The organism is Melioribacter sp., from assembly GCF_049325435.1.
GTDB lineage: Bacteria > Bacteroidota > Ignavibacteria > Ignavibacteriales > Melioribacteraceae > Melioribacter > Melioribacter roseus.
In genome coordinates this window covers 105,079-123,724 of the sequence record NZ_JBMOLD010000013.1, presented here as the reverse complement: position 1 = coordinate 123,724, position 18,646 = coordinate 105,079, and the positions used below count along the sequence as shown (strand labels likewise).

Genomic DNA, 18,646 nt, shown 5'->3' with positions numbered 1-18,646 from the left:
AATAAACTTTGGATTGATTTTGTTTCCTCTTTTTGAGGATAAAGGCAAAAATTCATAAGTTTTCTTTAAACTAAGGATTAACTATGAAAAAGATAATTTTAATATTTGAAGATACTGGTTTTCGGGATTTATTACCACTTTCTTATCTCAGACCCGTATACGAGCTTAGGACGGGTATTTTCAGTTTACTCTCAAAAATTGAGTATTCATTTGCAGGGAGTGAAATTTATCTTACCTGCCGAAAATACCTGGAGGAAAATTACAGAGAAAAAAAGAAGAATTACCGCATTAACCTTCTGCCCGAAGCCGGAGAAGCGCTGATGATTAACGGACGGGTTTTAATGAACAGAAAGCTCAGGTCGGAAATAAGTAAACTGCAGACGGGCGAAGCTCTGGTTTCCGGTAAGAATTTCATAGCCGGCATTATCGATGCGGATAATCTTAAAAAAATTTATGATTCGGATTTTCTACCGCAATTCGACAATTTCAAGTTTAACGAAAAAGAAATCGAAACCGAGCTTATTCAATATCCGTGGGAACTTATAAATTACAACGGAAAAGAGATAGAAACCGATTTCAAAACGCTTCTTAAATATTCCGGGAAGATTAAAACCGCAGTACACCCGAAATTCAAGAAAGTGGAACTGCAGCACAAGAAATCGATTCACATCGGCAAAGACGTTAAAATAGAGCCGTTTGTTTTTATTGACGCATCCGACGGTCCGGTTTATATCGACGAAAACGTTCATATAATGTCGAACAGCATGATTAAAGGACCGGCATTTATCGGAAGAAATTCAATAATCAAAGCCAACAGTACTATCTATCACGGCGCGTCGATCGGTAAATATTCCAAAGTTGGCGGCGAAGTGGAAGACTCGATTATTCAATCTTATTCGAATAAACAGCACGGGGGCTTCCTCGGGCATTCGTATCTGGGAAGCTGGGTTAACTTGGGTGCCGGAACCAATAACAGCGACCTGAAAAATAATTACGGCGGTATTACCGTAAACCTGAACAATAAAAAAATAGATACCGGACTTCGCTTTCTCGGTTTAATAATGGGAGACCATTCGAAAAGCGCAATCGGAACCAAATTCAATACGGGCACAATTTGCGGCGTAATGTGTAATGTTTTCGGGAACGGATTTCCGCCGAAATTCATACCTTCTTTTACGTGGGGCTGTATCGACGAGATGTCTGTCTTCGACATCGATAAATCGATTGAGCTTGCGCGTATTGTAACAGCGCGCCGCAATGTCGAATTTACCGAAAGCGACGAGAAGTTATTGAGAAAGGTTTTCGAACTTTCCGAAATAGAACGTAAATATTGACGCCATGTTCAAAAACTATTTATACCTGTTAAGAGCCGTAATCGAACTCCGCGAGTTGATAATAGATCATCCGGCAAGAGAAATTTATACTCAGGAAAAAGATAAGCTGTTTATTTCCATACCGGATTACAATTACGACAACAGACATCTAATCATTTCAACAAATCCGCAAATGCCGTATCTGCTGCTCCGAAATAACCATTCGAAGGCAAAAAAAAATTACAGAAATTTCTTCGATGAGTTTTTGCCTTCGAAAATTAACAAAGTGGAAATTGCCGATAACGACCGGATTATAAGATTCTCGTGCGACAACTTTAATTTTTATTTTTTAATCAGAGGAGCAAATACTAACATTATTCTTCAAGATCCGGAAAACAATTTCTTCCCTTTCAAGAAAACCGACGACGACAAACTGAAAAATATAACCGAAGAAATAGATAAGTGCGTATTTGTTTCTTCTTACGATCATATTTTGAGCAACCTTCAAAACATGAACAATGAAGAATTAACGAGTCGTTATAAATTCATCGACAGGAAAATGAAAACGGAGTTTTTGGAAAACGGCGTGGAATTAAAATCGTTGATTACGGATATTCTGTTTAATGAAATAATCGTCGCCAAGGACAAGTCGGGCGCGTCGTTGATATTTCAACCGTATACGGGCGAAGTTGCGGAAATAATCGGAAAATACGATTCTTACCAGGAGGCTATGAATGCCTATCTGTCGAATTATTATTCGTTGTCGAAAGAGAAAGTGTTGACGGCAACCTTAAAAAAGCATGTCGCCGGCGAATTGGAAAGAATGTCCGCCAAACTTAATAATCTTAAATCCAGAATAGAAAAAGGCTCAAGAGAAAAGGAATATGCCAATTACGGCAATCTGCTTCTTATGAATATTTCCGCGCTAAAAAAAGGACTCGATAAAATTGAAGCAAAGGATATGGAAGGCAACAACGTAACAATAAAACTCGACCCGAAATTATCTCCTCAAAAAAACATCGACAGATATTTCGAAAAAGCCAAGTCGGAAAAAATAGAATACGAGAAATCGATCGAGCTCTACAACGAACTGAAGAATAAATACGACATTCTTAAAGAATTGGACGAAAAGCTCAATAAGGAACTTACATTGGAAGAATTGCAAACTATCGAGAAACAACTCGGGATTAAAAAGAAGATGGAAATGCAGGATAAATCGCGACCGAATTTCAGACATTTTATTATCGACGGTAAATATAACGTATACGTAGGCAAGGATAGCAAAAACAACGACGAACTCACGCTCCGTTTTGCAAAGCAAAACGATTACTGGTTCCACGCCCGCTCGGTATCGGGTTCGCATGTAGTTTTACGTACGGACAATCCGAAAGAAGTTGTCCCGAAATCGGTATTGAAAAAAGCCGCTTCGATTGCGGCATTCTACAGCAAAGCCAAAACAGCAGGCTTGGCGCCCGTCAGTTACACTTTTAAGAAGTATGTGGTAAAGAAAAAAGGGATGGAGCCCGGCAAAGTGGCTTTATTAAAAGAAGAGGTACTTCTGGTAAAACCTGAAATACCTCCCGGATGCGAAGTTGTAGATTAATGCCATTTGGGACGGATTCCCGGTGCGTACGGGAATTCAAGACTTTGATAATATTCAAGCGTCTTATCCGGTTTTTCGAATCCTTCCGGTATCGGAAGCTTAGAGAAAGTTTGAAAATATAAAACACACGCGTTACGCCACCAGACAGCTTCGTCTTCCTGAATTTTCATCAACATGCTTACGTGATCGAAAAGTTCGCTGTCGATCTTGCCTTCAAGCTGCTTCCATTTTTTACTCATCGACCTTACGGAATCGACGCCGGCATAATAATGATTGCACAATTCCTCCCATAATGTTTTCCCGGACTTCATCTTGTAATCCCACGGGACGTGGTGGAACCAGAGCAGATATTTTTCAGGACATTTTTCGAGGGAATTGAATATTTCCGAAACCGGCGAATGATATTGACTTACAGCGTTGCTTCCGTTTACGGTTCTGTCGAAACCGATACCGTTGCTGTCGGCGCGGTGATAATAGACCGACGTCCATTCTGCGCGAGGTTTATCTTTTATCCACGGAGCCGGTCCGTAATGGTGGTCCCATCCCATAATATGATGAAGTCCGAGCGGCGTCATATAATTAACCGTATTTTCCCGAGAAGGCATCATTATATTTTTAATTATTTCGACAATCTCGTTTTTATTTCCGAATGTAAGACGTATCCATTCTTCCGCAATTTGTTCCGAAGTTAAATTATGATTCCATGCGAGTCTTCCGAAAGCGTACCAGTTCGACTGTCCGAAGAGATGACCTGTCCAGTTCCGATCGTTGCCGATATTCGATACTCCCGCAATTCCGGTTAAAGCATGATTGTCCAAAGAGCCGTCGATAACTTTTGCAACGGTCGAGCCTGCGCCTTTGGCGTAAGTATCTGACTCGATGCATTCCTTGAAAAGAGGAGCCAGATAGACCAGATGCGTTCCCTGCCCCAAATACTCCTGAGTAATTTGAAATTCCATCATAAGAGGAGTTTCGGGCATTGCGCCGAAGAGCGGATGAAAAGGTTCGCGAGGCTGAAAATCGATCGGTCCGTTTTTGACCTGGATCAATACGTTGTCCTTGAATTTTCCGTCTAAAGGTTTGAATTCGTTGTAAGCCTGCTTGGCGCGATCTTCGGGCACGTTATTGTCATAAACAAACGCTCGCCACATAACAACGCCGCCGTAATGTTCAACGGCTTCCGCTAACATATTGGCTCCGTCGGAATGGCTCCTGCCGTAATTCTGCGGACCGGGCTGCCCTTCGGAATTGGCTTTTACGAGAAATCCTCCGAAATCGGGTATCAATTCGTAAATCTCTTTTGCTTTTTCTTTCCACCATTTGCGAACCTCGGGATTTAACGGGTCGGCGGTCGATAATTTTCCTATTTCAATCGGAGCGCTGAACCGCGCCGTTAAATATACTTTAATCCCGTAAGGTCTGAAGACATCGGCAAGAGCCGCGGCTTTTTTCAAATATTGTTTTGTTAATACCAGAGAATTGGCATTCACATTTGTAAGTACCGTCCCGTTAACGCCAATCGAAGCGTTTGCTCTGGCATAGTCTTTATAACGCGGATCGATGTAATCCGGCAGAAGATGCCAGTTCCAAATCGAAAATCCGGCATAACCCCTTTCTACCGTTCTGTCCAGATTATCCCAATGATTTAAGAGTCTTAGTTTTATTAATGGCGATTCGACAATATTCAGATTGTCGATATCGCTTTGCATTTGAAGAAGACGAATAAAATGAAATGTGCCGTAGAGTACGCCAATATCGGCGTTGGCTGTAATTAATGTTATTCGTTTCCCTTCCGTTTCAAAGGTTTTAATTATATATCCTTCGTCGCCGATGGTCTTTAATTTATTGCTTATTTCTTCCGGCAAATTCAACGTAATATTTTTATGCGCTCCCGCTAATATTACGTTTGAGCGCAAATTATCGAGAGTTTGTATTTCGCAATCCAATAATTTATTCAATGCGAGATTCAATTCTTTTTCCGCAACTTTAATTGAAGGCGAATTGCCTTTAAACGAATATCCTTTAATTAACTGCCTGTATTTTTCGATTAAAACTGGATTATCGATTTTGTCGTATCTGAGCCAGAGTTTGTATCCGTCTTCCGCATTTGTAATGTTGATTGCCGCCATAAAGACGAGAATAGAAAACAAGTATTTCATCTGTAATTCCTCAATTGCATTTAATTTCGTTAACGGTTTTGATTACTGCATTAAAAGCCGGTTTGGGTTTAAGTTCCCTGTCGAATAAAAGAGGATAGGAAGTTCTTCCCCTGATTGGCCAGTTGTTAAGCCATGAATGCCCGTCGTGAATTCCCCAGAATGTTACACGGGAGATCGAATCGCGATATTTGAGGAATTTTCCGAATAATTCCGCATATCTTTCGGCTAATACCGTTTGCATTGAATCCGGAAGTCCGTCGGGATAGGGATTGTATTTTTTTTGTAATTCAAAATTTGTAGTAATTTCGGCTCCAGTATAGTTGTTTGGCGTCGGAAGAATGTTGATGTCGAGTTCGGTAATCATTATTTTCAAACCGGTCGAAGAATATTCTTTCAGGCTTTCGTCGAGTTCGTCCAATGCCGGATAATCCAATCCCCAATGCCCCTGGAGACCGATGCCGTCAATCTTTATCCCCTTGTCGAGCAAATTTTTGATTAACCTCATTATGCCTTCTCTTTTGGCTTTATGCCAGGTATTGAAGTCGTTATAATAGAGCTCCGCGTCGGGGTCGGCTTCGCGCGCAAATTCAAAAGCTTTTTCGATATAATCTTCTCCTATAATTTCGAGCCATTTGGTTTTGCGCAAAGAACCGTCTTCGTCGACGGCTTCGTTTACAACGTCCCATCCTTTAATTTTTCCTTTGTATCTGCCGACTACCGTATATATATGTTCTTTCAATCTTGCAAGCAGTTGTTCTCTATTGAGGTAGTTTCCATTGTCGTCCTTAAAAACCCAATCCGGAGTTTGGTTGTGCCAGACGAGCGTGTGTCCGACAATGAACATCCCGTTTTTTTGACCGAACTCCACCAATCTGTCGGGAAGTTCAAAATCAAATCTATCGGGCTCGGGATGAACTCTTTCCCACTTGAGCATATTTTCCGGCGTTATTGTATTAAACTGTTCGGCCGCAATTTCCAAAGCTTTCGGCTCTTTCCCTGCCGCCTGGAAATCGCTGATAGCGCATCCGATCAGGAAATAATCTTTGAATGCGTCTTTAAGCGTCTGGGAATTCAATTCGGCGGGAAATGCTGTGAATAATAAAGAAAATAGAATTGAAGCTGTCAATAACTTCATTAGTCCCCCACATTATTTTTGTAAATTTGTTACGTCAAGATTAAGAAATTTTTTCAAAATATTTTTAAAAAAAGGTAATTCGAATACGGTTTTCCCGTGTGAGCTTTTTTTCCTATTTTTGAAATAATTTAATACGGTATCTAAATTGACGGATCAATCGATTAAAAAAATACTTATTATTAAACTGCGAGGTATCGGAGACGTTGTCCTTTCTACTGTAGTACTCGATAACCTATTGAATTTTTTTCCGGAAGCAAAAATCGATTATCTGACGGATAAGCCTTCCGCTGCCTGGCTGAAAGGGCTTTCGCAGGTAAATTCCGTTTTAACTTATCCCAAGTCAGGCATTATTAATAAACTCGGATTAATAGCTGAAATACGCAAAAGGAAATACGATATCGTATTCGATTTCTATTCGAATCCGTCTACCGCTCAAATCACATTTTTAAGCGGCGCAAAATACAGAATCGGATTTCCGTATAGAGGAAGGAAATACGCGTACAATCTATACGGACCGCAGGAGCGCGGTAAATACCATGCGGCAGAACTTCATCTCGAAGTTCTTAAATCGGTCGGAATACCTGCAGACGACAATCCCAGACTTCATTTCTATTTCGGAAAAGAAGACGAACGATTTGCGGAAGAATTTCTGGAACGGAATAATCTCAATGGAAAAATATTTGCAGGAATATCCCCTACCGGAGGGTGGCAGTCGAAAAGATGTCCCCCCGAAAAATTAGCCGAACTCGCCAAAGCGCTCAACAAAAAATATGACATACCGCTTTTGATTTTATGGGGACCTTCGGAATACGAAGACGCAATAAGGATTAAAGAAACCGTAGGAGACGATGCGTATCTGGCTCCTCCTACTACAATAGAACAGATGGCTGCGCTAATGAGCAGATGCGCTTTTATTGTGGCTAACGACAGCGGACCGATGCATATTTCAACTGCAATCGATACTCCGGCGCTTTCTCTGCACGGTCCTACCAATCCTTTGCATCAGGGACCGTTTGGGGACAGGCACGAATATCTGATTCTAAACGATCTGGATTGCATAATGTGTAATCTGCTCGAATGTCCGAAAAATCAGGAATGCTTCAGAGATATTCCGGAGAATCTGTTCCTGACCAAAATTGACATCCTGCTTAACAAAAACAGCATACGGATTTAACTTGAAGAAGATTGAAATTTTGCTGAGAAAATTTCTTCTTAATCTTTTTTTGCTTCTTAAGCGTAAAGAAAAAACAAGAACCGCGCCGAATTTGAACGGCAACTCGAATGTCGTAATAATCAGATTGAACAGAATCGGCGACGCGCTTACTTCCACGCCTTTTATCCGTCTCCTAAAGAAACATTGTGATTGTAATATTACGGTTGTCTGCTCGAAATCGAATCATTTCATTTTCCGTCAAAACGGACTGACGGATAATTTGATAGTCTACGATAAAAAACAAAACAATCTTGCAAAAATTATCCGCGCTATTTCGGATATTAATCCCGACCTTTTGATTGACCTGCACGACGACGTATCGTTTACGGTAAGCATGCTAATCGCTTTTTCATCGGCAAAATGCAAAATGGGTTTCGATAAAAAAAATAATAAACTGTTTAACGCGCGCGTACCGAGACCCGATTCCAAAATACATCATATCGTCGATCGTAATCTCGCTTTTGCCGACTCGCTCGGAATTGATTATGGCAAAGACGAAGTTAATATTGTCTATAAACCGGATGCGAATTCAGTTGCTCTTGTCGAGAATTTCATTAGTAAGCACGGGCTCAAAAAAAAATTCCTCACGGGAATTAACATTTCAGCCGGCAGCGACGCAAGGTTCTGGGGCGTTGAACGGTACGGAAAACTAATCGATTTTTTGAGTAATACTTTCGACACGAAGGTTATTCTTCTTACCGATAAAAAAGATATGAAGAAAGCCGAAGAAATATCTAAAGGCAAAATCCTTATTTTTCAGGACGACAAATTCGACGTATTCGCGGCTATGGTCGGTTCGCTCGATTTTTTGATAACCCCCGATACGTCGATTGTGCATATTGCTTCGGCGTTTGAGATTCCCCTTTTCGGTCTTTATGTTAAGTACAAAACGGATGATATTATTTGGTATCCGTATAAATCCGAATACGAAGTCGTTATTACGGAAAATCCTGATTTAAGTTCGGTCGATTACGAAACAGTCGTAAACAAATTAAAACCTTTTTTTGAGAGAATTTACCATGAAAAAAATACCTGATTGCAAAAACTTTACCGGATACAAACCGTGTTTCCCTTATCATAATTGCCTTGAAGACGGTTGCAAGGAAGAACGGAAATTCGGCAAAAAAATATTGATAATTAATCTCGACGCTATGGGCGACGTTTTGATGACAACCGCTCAATTGCCGGCAATTAAAAGAAAGTATCCTGTTTCAACTATTTATTGGATTACATTGAAAAACGCATTCAGGATACTCGACAACAACCCGTATATCGATCGCGTATTCCCGTTTGACTTCGAAAGTATTTTAATACTCAAAGAAATGGAATTCGACGTGATCATGAACGTCGATAAGTCGATGCGTTCCGGAGCGCTGGCCATGCAGCTTAATGCTAAAGAAAAACTCGGGTTCGGCGTCAACAAAAACGGTCAAATAATTCCGCTGAACAAAGGCGCCGAATATAATTATACGCTCGGTCTGGACGACAATCTCAAATTCAAAATCAATCAGAGAACCGGACAGGAATATCTGGCCGAAACTTTCGACCTCGATTATCAGCGCGACGAATATGTCTTTAATTTTAACGACGAAGAACTAAAGTTCATCGATAATTATAAAAAGGAAGTAGGCATTGACCCGGACGACGAGGTGATCGGTTTTAATACAGGCTGTTCGCTCCTCTTCCCGAATAAGAAAATGACAATTGAACAACATATCGTATTGATCGAGAAATTTTTGTCCTTCAACAGATTTAAGATTATGCTTCTGGGAGGACCTGAGGATACGGAACGAAATAATACAATCGCAGAGTATTTCAAAGGAAAGATTATCAATACTCCTACATCGGAAGGCTTACGTCGCGGAGCCTGTTACGAAAGCATTCCTCAGGTTATAATCACCGGGGATTCGTTCGGAATGCATCTGGCTATTGCGCTCAAAAAATATGTTATTGCATGGTTCGGATTGAGCTGCTGGACGGAAATCGACCTCTACGACAGAGGCGTTAAACTTTATCCGGAAGGACTGTTTTGCGCTCCCTGCTGGAAAAAAGAATGTCCCTATAATCTCGAATGTATCCAAATGATTGACCTCGAAAGGATTGTAAAAGAAACAGTGGCATACTTCGACGGAAAAAAATGAAACGCATCGATTTATTCGAATTACGACAAGAAAGAAAAATTTTAATTCTCGACGGCGCAGTGGGAAGCTTGTTGCAGCAGTACGGAGCGGCAAACGACAAATATTTATGGTCTTCATTAGCAAATTTGAGGAACCCCGATATCGTACAAAAAATACACAGGGATTATATCGACGCCGGAGCGGATATAATTACGACAAATACATTCAGGACTAATCCCGCTGCAGTGGAGATGTCGGGGCATTCGCTTTCCATTGAAGAATTTGTTAAGAAAAGCGTAAACCTGGCAATTGAAGCTCGTGAAGAAAGAAATATAATAATAGCGGGATCGAACGCTCCCGCCGAAGACTGCTACCAAAAAGAGCGTACATTGTCGAAAAACGAATTGGAATATAATCACAAAAAACATATCGAACTGTTATGGGAAAGCGGCGTCGATGTAATCTGGAACGAAACTCAAAGCCATCTCGACGAAATTGAAATTATTTGCGGTTTTTGTAACAGTCAAAAACTGCCGTATGTAATAAATCTGTTCTTTGACGGGAAAATGAATTTGCTTAGCGGCGAAAGCCTTTGGGAGGCGGTTGGAATTGCTGCTGCGTTTAATCCGATTGCCGTCGGATTTAATTGTATCAAACCTGAATATTTTCTAAATAAGATCAAACAGGATTTATCGGTTAAAGAGTGGGGATTTTATTTGAATTGCGGCGGCGGCGATTTTACGGACAAGTCGATATCCTGCGCAATTAATCCTGACCATTATATAGATTTAATCAAACCTCTGCTCGAGAAGAAGCCGTTATACGCGGGCTCCTGCTGCGGATCAACTCCGGCTCACACAAAAGCAATCAAGGAATATATTGATGAAGTATATCGAAATTAAAGCTCCAGCAAAAATAAATATCGGTTTGAGAATTCTTTCTAAAAGAAGCGACGGTTATCACAATCTGCATACGCTCTTTTATCCCGTTTACGATCTCTATGATGAAATTATTATCGAACGACGCAATGAGTTCGAATTTTATGCAGATAAAGAAGAGCTGAATTCAGAGGATAATTTAATAGTAAGAGCCGCTGAATTGCTCGCCGATTACTCGAGAAAAAAGATCGGAGCCAAGATTGTATTAAAGAAAAAAATACCGATGGGAGCCGGACTCGGCGGCGGCAGCTCTGACGCCGCGGCTGTTTTAATTTCTCTGAATGAAATGTTTCAACTCGGTCTTAGTTATAATGAACTGCTTGAACTCGCTTTGAAACTGGGTTCGGATGTTCCGTTTTTTATAAAAGCAAAACCCGCCATTGGCTATTCGAGAGGCGAAGTTTTACGGCATATTGACTTCGAGATTGAGAATCCGATATTAATTGTTAATCCCGGCATCCATATCTCGACAAAAGAAGCTTTCGAAAATATCATACCGTACAATTTTGAGCTCGATTATCGAAATGTTATAAACGGAGGAAAGCCGAATTACGAAAAGATGAACGAATTGGTAAATGATTTTGAAAATTATGTGTTCGATAAATATCCGGAAATTAAAGCGCTGAAAGAAAAATTCCATAAGAGCGGCAGTTTGTTCGCCCAGATGTCGGGCAGCGGATCGACTGTATATGGAATTTTTAAAAATCAAAACGACGCCATGAAAGTTATTCGAGATATTCCTCCAGATTACTTTTATCATTTAAGTAATTGTCCGGACTGACCTGAAAAATATCGTAAGACTTCGGTTGGAAGTTATAATCGAGCGAAACTTTGAAGCACGTACCGGGCATTTCGCCTGCCAATCTTGAAGGGCTTTCCGCGGAAATTGTTCCCCCGAGTCGTTCAATAATTTCTTTTACCAATGCGAGTCCCAGCCCGCTTCCCTCGTGTTCGCTCCTTTTGACATTTGAAGCTCTGTAAAATTGTTTGAAAATATTCGGCAGGTCTTCCTTAGGTATACCGATCCCGTTGTCGCATATTTCGATCAGTAATTTGTTTTCGCTTTCATCGAGCAGTATTTCAATGACGCCTCCTTCATTTACGTACTTGACAGAATTTGCAATCAAATTGGAGAACGCCAGCTCTAATAGAGTAATGTCCGATTTAATTATTTTCTTTTCTTTTCTTAAATCTTTGATTCTGAAATCGATCGATTTGGCTTTGATTGTTTCTTCCATCTTATTTGTCAAGCCGGTAATCAATTCCAAAATGTCGATTTCTTCCGTTGAGCGGATATCGAGCAGTTTTAAGCGGGATAACCGCAAAATATTGTTGAGTAGTTGTAAAGTCTCGCCCGTTCTTATTTGCGCTCTTTTTAGTTTTTCTCTTATTTCAGGATTTATGTCGCCGAGATAATTGTTCAGAATTAAATCGATAATTGATTTGATTGCCGTTACCGGAGTCTTGACTTCGTGAATGATACCGATAGTATATCTTTGCTTTGCTTTTTCGGCTTCGTCGAGACGTTGCAAGGTCTCGCGCAATTGCTGTTCTCGTTTATAGAGCTGTCTTACGATATTATTTGCGAGATAGACGCTAATAAAAATCATTGCAGTGAAAGTTATTAAACTCAGAATATCATAAGCCATTGTGTGAGGAATTCTGGCGTCGTATAATCCGCTTATAAGATGGGTCTCTACAATGCCGAAATTTTGCATTAAGGTTAAAGCCGACAAAACGAGACAAATTAGGCAAGCAATAATATATACGACGTATGCCGGAAGTATAAGACTTCCGATAATCATATGAAATATGAAAAAGATATATAAAGGCGATTCGATTATTCCGGTATAATAAACAAGTATCATAAGAGCGGTAAGGTCAAGAATCATCTGTATCAAAGAAAGATGGAGGCTATTGAAACTCGATATGTCGCAAGTAGTGTATTTACGGAGCTTATAGAGGATAATATTGTAAGAAAAGATTGAAAGCGTAATTATAGATATGGAGATTTTCTGAAGATTACTGAACTGAAAATTCAGCAGAAATTCCCCCGCCGTCAAAAACAGCAGTAGCGATATTACGGCAAAATAACGGAGCCTGATAAACCACAGATTCCTGATGCGTATAGCTCTCCAGAATTCTCCGTAATTTCTAGCCCATTCCGGTATAAGAGCTTTCATTTTATTTTAATATAAAGGTGACGTCAAAGTCTTTTGTAAAATATTGAATTAATAATTAAATCAAAAGAAATAAAAAGCCCGTCCGTTTTTAAGGACGGGCATCTTAAATCAGGCAATATATCTTCCGCGTTTAACGTAATGAGTATGCAAAAGTTTGTGCGATAAATGTCCGCACGGTCCTTCGGTCAGAAATTCTTTGTAAATCCTGATTACATTCGGATTTTCGTGCGATTTTCTGATCTCGAGTGATTCGTCTTCAGCATAAATTGCTTCGGCTCTTTTCTTGCGGATTTCCGGGGTTGTCGGAATCGGTTGACCGCCGCCGCCGAGGCAGCCTCCGGGGCAAGCCATGAATTCGATAAAATGACATTCGGAGAACTTACCGCCGGCTTTTATATCTTCCATTATTTTCTTCGCATTTGCAGTTCCGTGAGCCACCGCAACTTTTAATGTAGCCCCTTTCAGCCAGTTCCAATCCGGTATTAAATGTTTTATTAATGCCGGCACTTCTCCCACTTTGTCGCCGATCGGAATTTCCATATACTTAATGCCTTCGAATCCGCGCAGAGGAATAATGTTGGCTCTTTCGAAAATATCTTCGGTTTTGTTTCCCGTAACGAATTCTACCACGGATCTTAAAGCCGCTTCCATTACGCCGCCGGTAGCGCCGAAAATCAGACCTGCGCCCGAAGCTTCGCCGAATGGCGAATCGAAATCGCTCTTTGGCATTTCGGGCAAGTTTATTCCGGCTTCTTTAATCATTCGAGCCATTTCACGAGTCGTCAGACCGTAGTCGACGTCTTTATATCCGCTTGAATTCATTTCCGGCCGATTGCATTCGAACTTCTTTGCCGAACATGGCATCAAAGCCACCGATACAATGTTTGCCGGGTCGATCCCCGCCTGCTGCGCGTAAAACGTTTTGATCAAAGCCCCGAACATTTGCTGAGGCGATTTGGCCGAACTCAGGTTATCGAGATATTCCGGATAATAATGTTCGATGAATTTTACCCAGCCGGGAGAACAGGACGTAAATTGAGGAAGCGCTGTTTTTTCTTTTTTTACCAATGCATTGTAAAGCCTGAGAATAAGTTCTGTGCCTTCTTCAATGATGGTCAGGTCTGCGGTGAAGTTGGTATCGAATACTTTATCGAAACCGATACGTCGTAAAGCAGTATTTAATTCCCTTGTCATAGACGTGCCGGCGGGAAGTCCGAATTCCTCGCCGATTGCCGCACGCGGAGAAGGCGCCGTCTGAATGACGACGTGTTTTGTCGGGTCGTCGATGGCTTGCCAGATTGCGTCCGACGGATCGTTTGCGCGCAACGCCGCGGTGGGACATCTGTTAATACACTGTCCGCAATTGATACAAATTACGTCTGCCAGAGGCTTTTCGAGGAATGTTCCGATATGAGTTTTATCGCCTCTGTCAATAGCTTCCAGGACTCCAACTTCCTGCAAATCGATACAAGTACGCACGCATCGTTTGCACAGTATACATTTGCTCATATCCCTTACGACCGAGTAAGATGAATTGTCGATATCGTAACGAGGCTTGTCTATATGTCCGAAATTATACGTATCGACTCCGTATTCCCTGGCTAAATTCTGTAATTCGCAATTGCCGTTGCGGATACACGAATAGCATTCGCCGTAGTGTTCGCTCAAAAGTAAGTCAATGATATGTCGACGCGCTTTGCGCACCATTGGCGAAGATGTTTTGATTTTTAAGGGCGAAGTTATCGGGAAAGAGCAAGAAGCCTGCAATGTGCGCATCCCTTCCACTTCCACAACGCATATACGGCAAACGCCTGCTATGCATAAATCTTCGTGGTGGCAAAGCGTGGGAATCGATATGCCGACTTTTTTGCATGCATCGAGAATCGTGGTGCCTAACGGAACGGAAATTTTCTTTTCGTTTATTTCAACTGTAACCGTGCCGCCTATACCTGAAGTGTCTTCGGGAATCGGCACGTTGTGAGGAACCTGACTGACGGGCGCTCTTAAATCTCCTTTATTTTCCATTTCGACCTCCGTTTCCGTTAAAGATTTCTTCTTTGAAGTTTTCCAATATGGAAATAAATGCGTTCGGACTCGACTGACCGAGACCGCATTTAGAAGCCACTTTCATCGTTTGTCCCAATTCTTTTAATTGATTGATATACCCAAAGGTATATTCGCCTTTTTCTATCATTTCGATACCTTCCAACAATTTGGTATTTCCGATACGGCAGGGCGTGCACTGACCGCACGATTCTTCGACGAAAAACTCCATAAAGTTTTTCAATACGCGCAGCATATTTCTGTTTTCGCCGAATATCATAATCGACCCGCCGGTAGCGGCGTCTTCATAAGCGAGGCTGCGGTCGAATTGCGATTTCGGTATGCATATGCCCGAAGCTCCTCCTACCTGAACGGCTTTTGCATCCCTTGCGCCCACAATTTCGAGCAGCTCGTTTATGGTCGTGCCCCATTGAAGTTCATAAACTCCGGGGCGCTCGCAGTCGCCGGAAACCGAAAAGAGTTTGGAACCCGTCGATTTGTCCGTTCCGTATTTCTTGAACCATTCGCCACCTTTGAGGACTATGTGTGGAACCGACGCAAGAGTTTCGACATTATTTACGACCGTCGGTTTGCCCATGTAACCGGTATTAACCGGATAAGGCGGACGGTTCCTGGCTTCGCCGCGATTGCCTTCGAGCGATTCTATCAATGCGGTTTCTTCGCCGCATACATAAGCTCCCGAACCCAGACGAATTGTAATATCGAAATCGAAGCCGTCTTTGCCAAGAATATTTTTGCCGAGCAAATTGTCTTTTCGCATAGCCTCCAGATAATCGAGCAAAGATTTAAGCATATATTCGTATTCCCCGCGCAGGTAAACAATGCCCTCCGAGGCGCCGATTGTATAACCCGCTATTACCATACCGTCGAAAACGAGTTCGGGATATTCTATCAATAGAACCCTGTCTTTGAAAGTTCCGGGTTCGCCTTCGTCCGCATTACAGATAATATATTTTTTATCCGACTTGGCTGCGGCGACCATATTCCATTTAGTTGCCGTCGGGAAACCCGCTCCTCCCCTGCCTTTCAATTTCGATTCTCTCAGTTCGAATAGAATATCTTCGCGCGATTTTTCGAGAGCTTTTTTAATTGCCTCTCCCCTTTTATATTCGGAAAAGAGTACGATTCCTTTTCTTTCATTTTTCTCCATAGCGCACCTCACTTCAATTCGTTTAGAATTTGGACGGCTTTTTCGGGCGTCAATTTCGTATATACTCTTTCATTTACAATCATAGCCGGGCCTTGATCGCACATACCGACGCAATTTGCATATTCGAGAGTAAATTTATTGTCCTTTGTAGTTTGACCGAATTTAATGCCGAGTTCTCTTTCGATTGCTTTTGCTACCGATTCTTTGCCTTGCATGTCGCATGCGATTGTCCGGCAAAGCCTTACGATATATTTCCCTTTGGGAGTAGTGCTGAGAAAAGAATAGAAAGTAATCACACTGTAGACTTCGACCGGATGAATATCGAGTAAGCGCGCTACTTCCTGCTGAGCAAAGTCGGGAATATATTTATGCTTCCTTTGAATATCCTGAAGTATCGGAAGCAAAGAGGACCTGGAACGGCCGTATTTTTCGACCAGTTGTTCGATTTCCTCGGTCATTGCGTTTTTTTCTAATACCAGCATATTATTTCACCTCCTTTGCTTTCAACAGATTATTGACTTTGTTAATTAACTCTTCGGGTGAAATCGGTTTTTCCACAAAGTCGTCTACGGGCACCATTTCGCTTTTGTCGTATTCCATACCTGTGGCTTTCGAGACGGAAGAATACATTAATATCGGAGTAGTAATACCTTCTTTTCGGAATTTTTGAGCCAGATAGAATCCGTCGTCCGGCTCATCCATCATAACGTCGAGAATAATTAAATCGGGTTTTTGTTCTGCGACGATTTTATAACCGTCGCGCGGATTGTTGGCGGTTACGATGTTATGCCCTTTCGATTTGAGCACAATAGAGCTGCTGTCGAGGATGTCCGGATCATCATCGATGATTGCAATTAGAGCCATATGTCACTCCTGTGTGTTATTTTATGTTTATTGGTAAATTGATAATAAATGTAGTCCCTTTACCGAATTCGGACTCCACTTCAATTTTACCGTGATAAGAGTCGACAATTTTTTTGACGATACTCAATCCCAAACCGGTGCCGCTTATATCGCGCGTCATTTCGTTTTTGGCTCTGTAAAATTCATTGAAGAGTTTTGTTTTCTCTTCCGGTTTCAATCCGATACCGGTATCGCCGATTTTTAATACAAGATAATTGTGGGATTTGTAGAGATCTATGAATATTTTGCCGTTTGTTCGATTGTATTTGATTGCATTGCTCAGCAGGTTCGTCACAACCCGCGAGATTTCGTTATAATCGGCGTCTATTGCGGGAAGATTTTCATCGAAATGCGTTTCTATCGAAATGTTCTTTTTCTTAATGTCGAGTTCGAAAAACTGAATTGAGTTTTCGATTATCTCGCGGATATCGATGCGCTCGATTTCGCGTTGTTTCGTGTTCAATTCGATTCTGGAAATATCGAGAAGATCGTTGACAAGGTCGGTTAACCCTTTGAGACGAGTTATGGAACGCTTTATATATTCTTCCTGTTTTTCAGGCGGTAGTTGTATCGATTTATCAATTAATATGTTCAAGTATCCCTGAACAGCGGCAAGAGGCGCTTTCAACTCGTGAGCAACCATCGACACGAATTGTGATTTCAACAATTCGATTTTTTTGTACTCGGTAATATTGCTGATAATCAGTACAACGCCCGCTATACTGCCGTCCGAATTCGGAATTGGCGTTGTAGAAAACTCCACAATAAGTTCATTGTTTGGCTTGAGTTCTATCTGGTGGGAATAACTTTTAACATGGAATGTTCCCGAATTGAATAGTTTATTTATTGTCTTAACTACTTTTTCCGGCAGTATATTTAATATTTTACTGCCGATTTCAATTTCGGTAAGGTCGAGAAACTTGAGAGCTGCATAGTTATAATAAACGAGTTCCGCATTTTTATTAATTACAAGAATGCCGTCGTTTATTGATTTTATTATCGCATTTAGGCGCGATTTTTCGTTTGCCAGCTCGAGCAGATTTTCTTCGCGCTCTTTTTTCAGCCTCTCCGATTCCAGAATTAGTTTGCGTTGATTGACCCCCTGTTCGATTTGATAAATAAGCTCTTCGGGAGTGAACGGCTTTGGTATGTAACCGAATGCGCCAAGTCGTGTGGATTCAATAGCTGTGTCGTAACTGGCAAACGCAGTGGCTATAAAACATACCGTATTAGGGTGGACGGATTTAATTTCTTTTAGAACAGTCAATCCGTCCACGTCGGGCATTTTAAGATCGATTATAGCAATGTCGAATTCTTTGGATTTGCCGAGTCGTATTCCTTCTTCTCCGTTCGATGCGGATTCCACATGATAGCCTTCTTCTTTAAGAAGGCGTTCCGTTCCTAATCGTAGTCCGTTTTCGTCGTCGACTATTAATATTTTGGATTTTTCATCCATTAAAGAATTTATATATCACATATTTTTTAGTTTTGCAGCCAATTCTTCAATTACAATCGGTTTATTCAAAATCCCGTCGCATTTAAGCCATTCTTTCTCCTCGTTTGTCGAGGCGCTGAATTTAAAACCCGTTGTATAAGGCGCCGAAGTAACAATAAAAACCGGCACGTTTGGATTGCTTTTTTTGATCCGGTGACACAGTATAAAACCCGAATCCATCTCTTCCATTATTAAGTCGATAATTGCAGCGTCGGGATTTTCTTTTTGAAAGGCTTCCCAGCCTTCGGCTCCGCTTTCGGCCGTTACTACTTTATATCCTTTGGATTCCAATAATACTTTGTTCTGTTCGAGTAAATCGATATCGTCATCGACCAACAGAATTTTTTTAACGTCCATTTTAACACCATCC

General features: G+C 41.3%; 16 protein-coding genes. 7 read left to right on the top strand and 9 right to left on the bottom strand.

The annotated features are described in order from the left end of the window. The first annotated feature begins 83 nt into the window (after nucleotides 1-83). Both ACOYVE_RS09470 and ACOYVE_RS09465 read left to right on the top strand, forming a co-directional pair. On the top strand, nucleotides 84-1,334 hold the full coding sequence (locus ACOYVE_RS09470; RefSeq protein ID WP_422881670.1) for a putative sugar nucleotidyl transferase: 1,251 nt from the start codon (nucleotides 84-86) through the stop codon (nucleotides 1,332-1,334). A gap of 4 nt (nucleotides 1,335-1,338) precedes the next feature. Continuing rightward, entirely contained in the window at nucleotides 1,339-2,916 is a 1,578-nt protein-coding gene (locus ACOYVE_RS09465) for an NFACT RNA binding domain-containing protein (RefSeq protein ID WP_422881669.1), read from the top strand. Here the strand turns inward: ACOYVE_RS09465 and ACOYVE_RS09460 are convergent. Continuing rightward, nucleotides 2,913-5,075, bottom strand: coding sequence for an alpha-glucuronidase family glycosyl hydrolase (locus ACOYVE_RS09460; RefSeq protein WP_014857156.1), 2,163 nt, complete (start codon nucleotides 5,073-5,075; stop codon nucleotides 2,913-2,915). The two genes, ACOYVE_RS09465 and ACOYVE_RS09460, sit on opposite strands and share 4 nt — an antisense overlap. A 10-nt stretch (nucleotides 5,076-5,085) precedes the next feature. Next, entirely contained in the window at nucleotides 5,086-6,210 is a 1,125-nt protein-coding gene (locus tag ACOYVE_RS09455; protein WP_014857155.1) for an endo-1,4-beta-xylanase, read from the bottom strand. 145 nt (nucleotides 6,211-6,355) lie between these two features. On the opposite strand from ACOYVE_RS09455, the gene ACOYVE_RS09450 reads away from it, so the two are divergent. The 5 genes from ACOYVE_RS09450 to ispE are packed head-to-tail and all read left to right on the top strand — an operon-like array spanning nucleotide 6,356 to nucleotide 11,262. After that, nucleotides 6,356-7,384, top strand: coding sequence for a glycosyltransferase family 9 protein (locus ACOYVE_RS09450; RefSeq protein ID WP_014857154.1), 1,029 nt, complete (start codon nucleotides 6,356-6,358; stop codon nucleotides 7,382-7,384). A gap of 1 nt (nucleotide 7,385) precedes the next feature. Further along, on the top strand, nucleotides 7,386-8,459 hold the full coding sequence (locus ACOYVE_RS09445; RefSeq protein WP_014857153.1) for a glycosyltransferase family 9 protein: 1,074 nt from the start codon (nucleotides 7,386-7,388) through the stop codon (nucleotides 8,457-8,459). Further along, nucleotides 8,443-9,564, top strand: a complete 1,122-nt coding sequence (locus ACOYVE_RS09440; protein ID WP_014857152.1) for a glycosyltransferase family 9 protein — start codon at nucleotides 8,443-8,445, stop codon at nucleotides 9,562-9,564. The genes ACOYVE_RS09445 and ACOYVE_RS09440 overlap by 17 nt, the downstream gene beginning before the upstream one ends. Then, the gene (locus tag ACOYVE_RS09435) at nucleotides 9,561-10,445 is read left to right on the top strand and encodes a homocysteine S-methyltransferase family protein (protein ID WP_014857151.1); all 885 of its coding nucleotides are present in this window, start codon (nucleotides 9,561-9,563) and stop codon (nucleotides 10,443-10,445) included. Before ACOYVE_RS09440 ends, ACOYVE_RS09435 begins: the two co-directional genes overlap by 4 nt. After that, the gene (gene ispE, locus ACOYVE_RS09430) at nucleotides 10,426-11,262 is read left to right on the top strand and encodes a 4-(cytidine 5'-diphospho)-2-C-methyl-D-erythritol kinase (RefSeq protein WP_422881666.1); all 837 of its coding nucleotides are present in this window, start codon (nucleotides 10,426-10,428) and stop codon (nucleotides 11,260-11,262) included. Before ACOYVE_RS09435 ends, ispE begins: the two co-directional genes overlap by 20 nt. Here ispE and ACOYVE_RS09425 read toward each other — a convergent pair. The 7 genes from ACOYVE_RS09425 to ACOYVE_RS09395 form a co-directional block, all read right to left on the bottom strand. Next, entirely contained in the window at nucleotides 11,207-12,664 is a 1,458-nt protein-coding gene (locus ACOYVE_RS09425; protein ID WP_014857149.1) for a sensor histidine kinase, read from the bottom strand. The genes ispE and ACOYVE_RS09425 overlap by 56 nt on opposite strands. 108 nt (nucleotides 12,665-12,772) lie before the next feature. Next, a complete protein-coding gene (locus ACOYVE_RS09420) occupies nucleotides 12,773-14,689 on the bottom strand; it encodes an NADH-dependent [FeFe] hydrogenase, group A6 (protein ID WP_422881664.1) in 1,917 nt (638 codons plus the stop codon). Further along, nucleotides 14,679-15,878: a complex I 51 kDa subunit family protein gene (locus tag ACOYVE_RS09415; RefSeq protein WP_422881662.1), complete on the bottom strand. Its 1,200-nt coding sequence runs from the start codon at nucleotides 15,876-15,878 to the stop codon at nucleotides 14,679-14,681. Before ACOYVE_RS09415 ends, ACOYVE_RS09420 begins: the two co-directional genes overlap by 11 nt. 8 nt (nucleotides 15,879-15,886) lie before the next feature. Then, a complete protein-coding gene (gene nuoE / locus ACOYVE_RS09410) occupies nucleotides 15,887-16,360 on the bottom strand; it encodes an NADH-quinone oxidoreductase subunit NuoE (RefSeq protein ID WP_422881660.1) in 474 nt (157 codons plus the stop codon). A gap of 1 nt (nucleotide 16,361) precedes the next feature. Beyond that, nucleotides 16,362-16,742 (bottom strand): response regulator transcription factor, encoded by a 381-nt coding sequence (locus tag ACOYVE_RS09405; protein WP_014857146.1) that lies wholly within the window; start codon nucleotides 16,740-16,742, stop codon nucleotides 16,362-16,364. A 16-nt stretch (nucleotides 16,743-16,758) separates the two neighbouring features. Beyond that, a complete protein-coding gene (locus ACOYVE_RS09400; protein ID WP_422881658.1) occupies nucleotides 16,759-18,237 on the bottom strand; it encodes an ATP-binding protein in 1,479 nt (492 codons plus the stop codon). Between the two features lie 15 nt (nucleotides 18,238-18,252). Further along, the gene (locus tag ACOYVE_RS09395) at nucleotides 18,253-18,633 is read right to left on the bottom strand and encodes a response regulator (RefSeq protein ID WP_014857144.1); all 381 of its coding nucleotides are present in this window, start codon (nucleotides 18,631-18,633) and stop codon (nucleotides 18,253-18,255) included. Between the last annotated feature and the right edge of the window lie 13 nt (nucleotides 18,634-18,646).

Bases quoted from the DNA above. Each gene is read 5' to 3' on its own strand.
- ACOYVE_RS09470 (WP_422881670.1), top strand. From the start codon at position 84: ATGAAAAAGATAATTTTAATATTTGAAGATACTGGTTTTCGGGATTTA.
- ACOYVE_RS09465 (WP_422881669.1), top strand. From the start codon at position 1,339: ATGTTCAAAAACTATTTATACCTGTTAAGAGCCGTAATCGAACTCCGC.
- ACOYVE_RS09460 (WP_014857156.1), bottom strand. From the start codon at position 5,075: ATGAAATACTTGTTTTCTATTCTCGTCTTTATGGCGGCAATCAACATT.
- ACOYVE_RS09455 (WP_014857155.1), bottom strand. From the start codon at position 6,210: ATGAAGTTATTGACAGCTTCAATTCTATTTTCTTTATTATTCACAGCA.
- ACOYVE_RS09440 (WP_014857152.1), top strand. From the start codon at position 8,443: ATGAAAAAAATACCTGATTGCAAAAACTTTACCGGATACAAACCGTGT.
- ACOYVE_RS09435 (WP_014857151.1), top strand. From the start codon at position 9,561: ATGAAACGCATCGATTTATTCGAATTACGACAAGAAAGAAAAATTTTA.
- ispE (WP_422881666.1), top strand. From the start codon at position 10,426: ATGAAGTATATCGAAATTAAAGCTCCAGCAAAAATAAATATCGGTTTG.
- ACOYVE_RS09425 (WP_014857149.1), bottom strand. From the start codon at position 12,664: ATGAAAGCTCTTATACCGGAATGGGCTAGAAATTACGGAGAATTCTGG.
- ACOYVE_RS09420 (WP_422881664.1), bottom strand. From the start codon at position 14,689: ATGGAAAATAAAGGAGATTTAAGAGCGCCCGTCAGTCAGGTTCCTCAC.
- ACOYVE_RS09415 (WP_422881662.1), bottom strand. From the start codon at position 15,878: ATGGAGAAAAATGAAAGAAAAGGAATCGTACTCTTTTCCGAATATAAA.
- nuoE (WP_422881660.1), bottom strand. From the start codon at position 16,360: ATGCTGGTATTAGAAAAAAACGCAATGACCGAGGAAATCGAACAACTG.
- ACOYVE_RS09405 (WP_014857146.1), bottom strand. From the start codon at position 16,742: ATGGCTCTAATTGCAATCATCGATGATGATCCGGACATCCTCGACAGC.
- ACOYVE_RS09400 (WP_422881658.1), bottom strand. From the start codon at position 18,237: ATGGATGAAAAATCCAAAATATTAATAGTCGACGACGAAAACGGACTA.
- ACOYVE_RS09395 (WP_014857144.1), bottom strand. From the start codon at position 18,633: ATGGACGTTAAAAAAATTCTGTTGGTCGATGACGATATCGATTTACTC.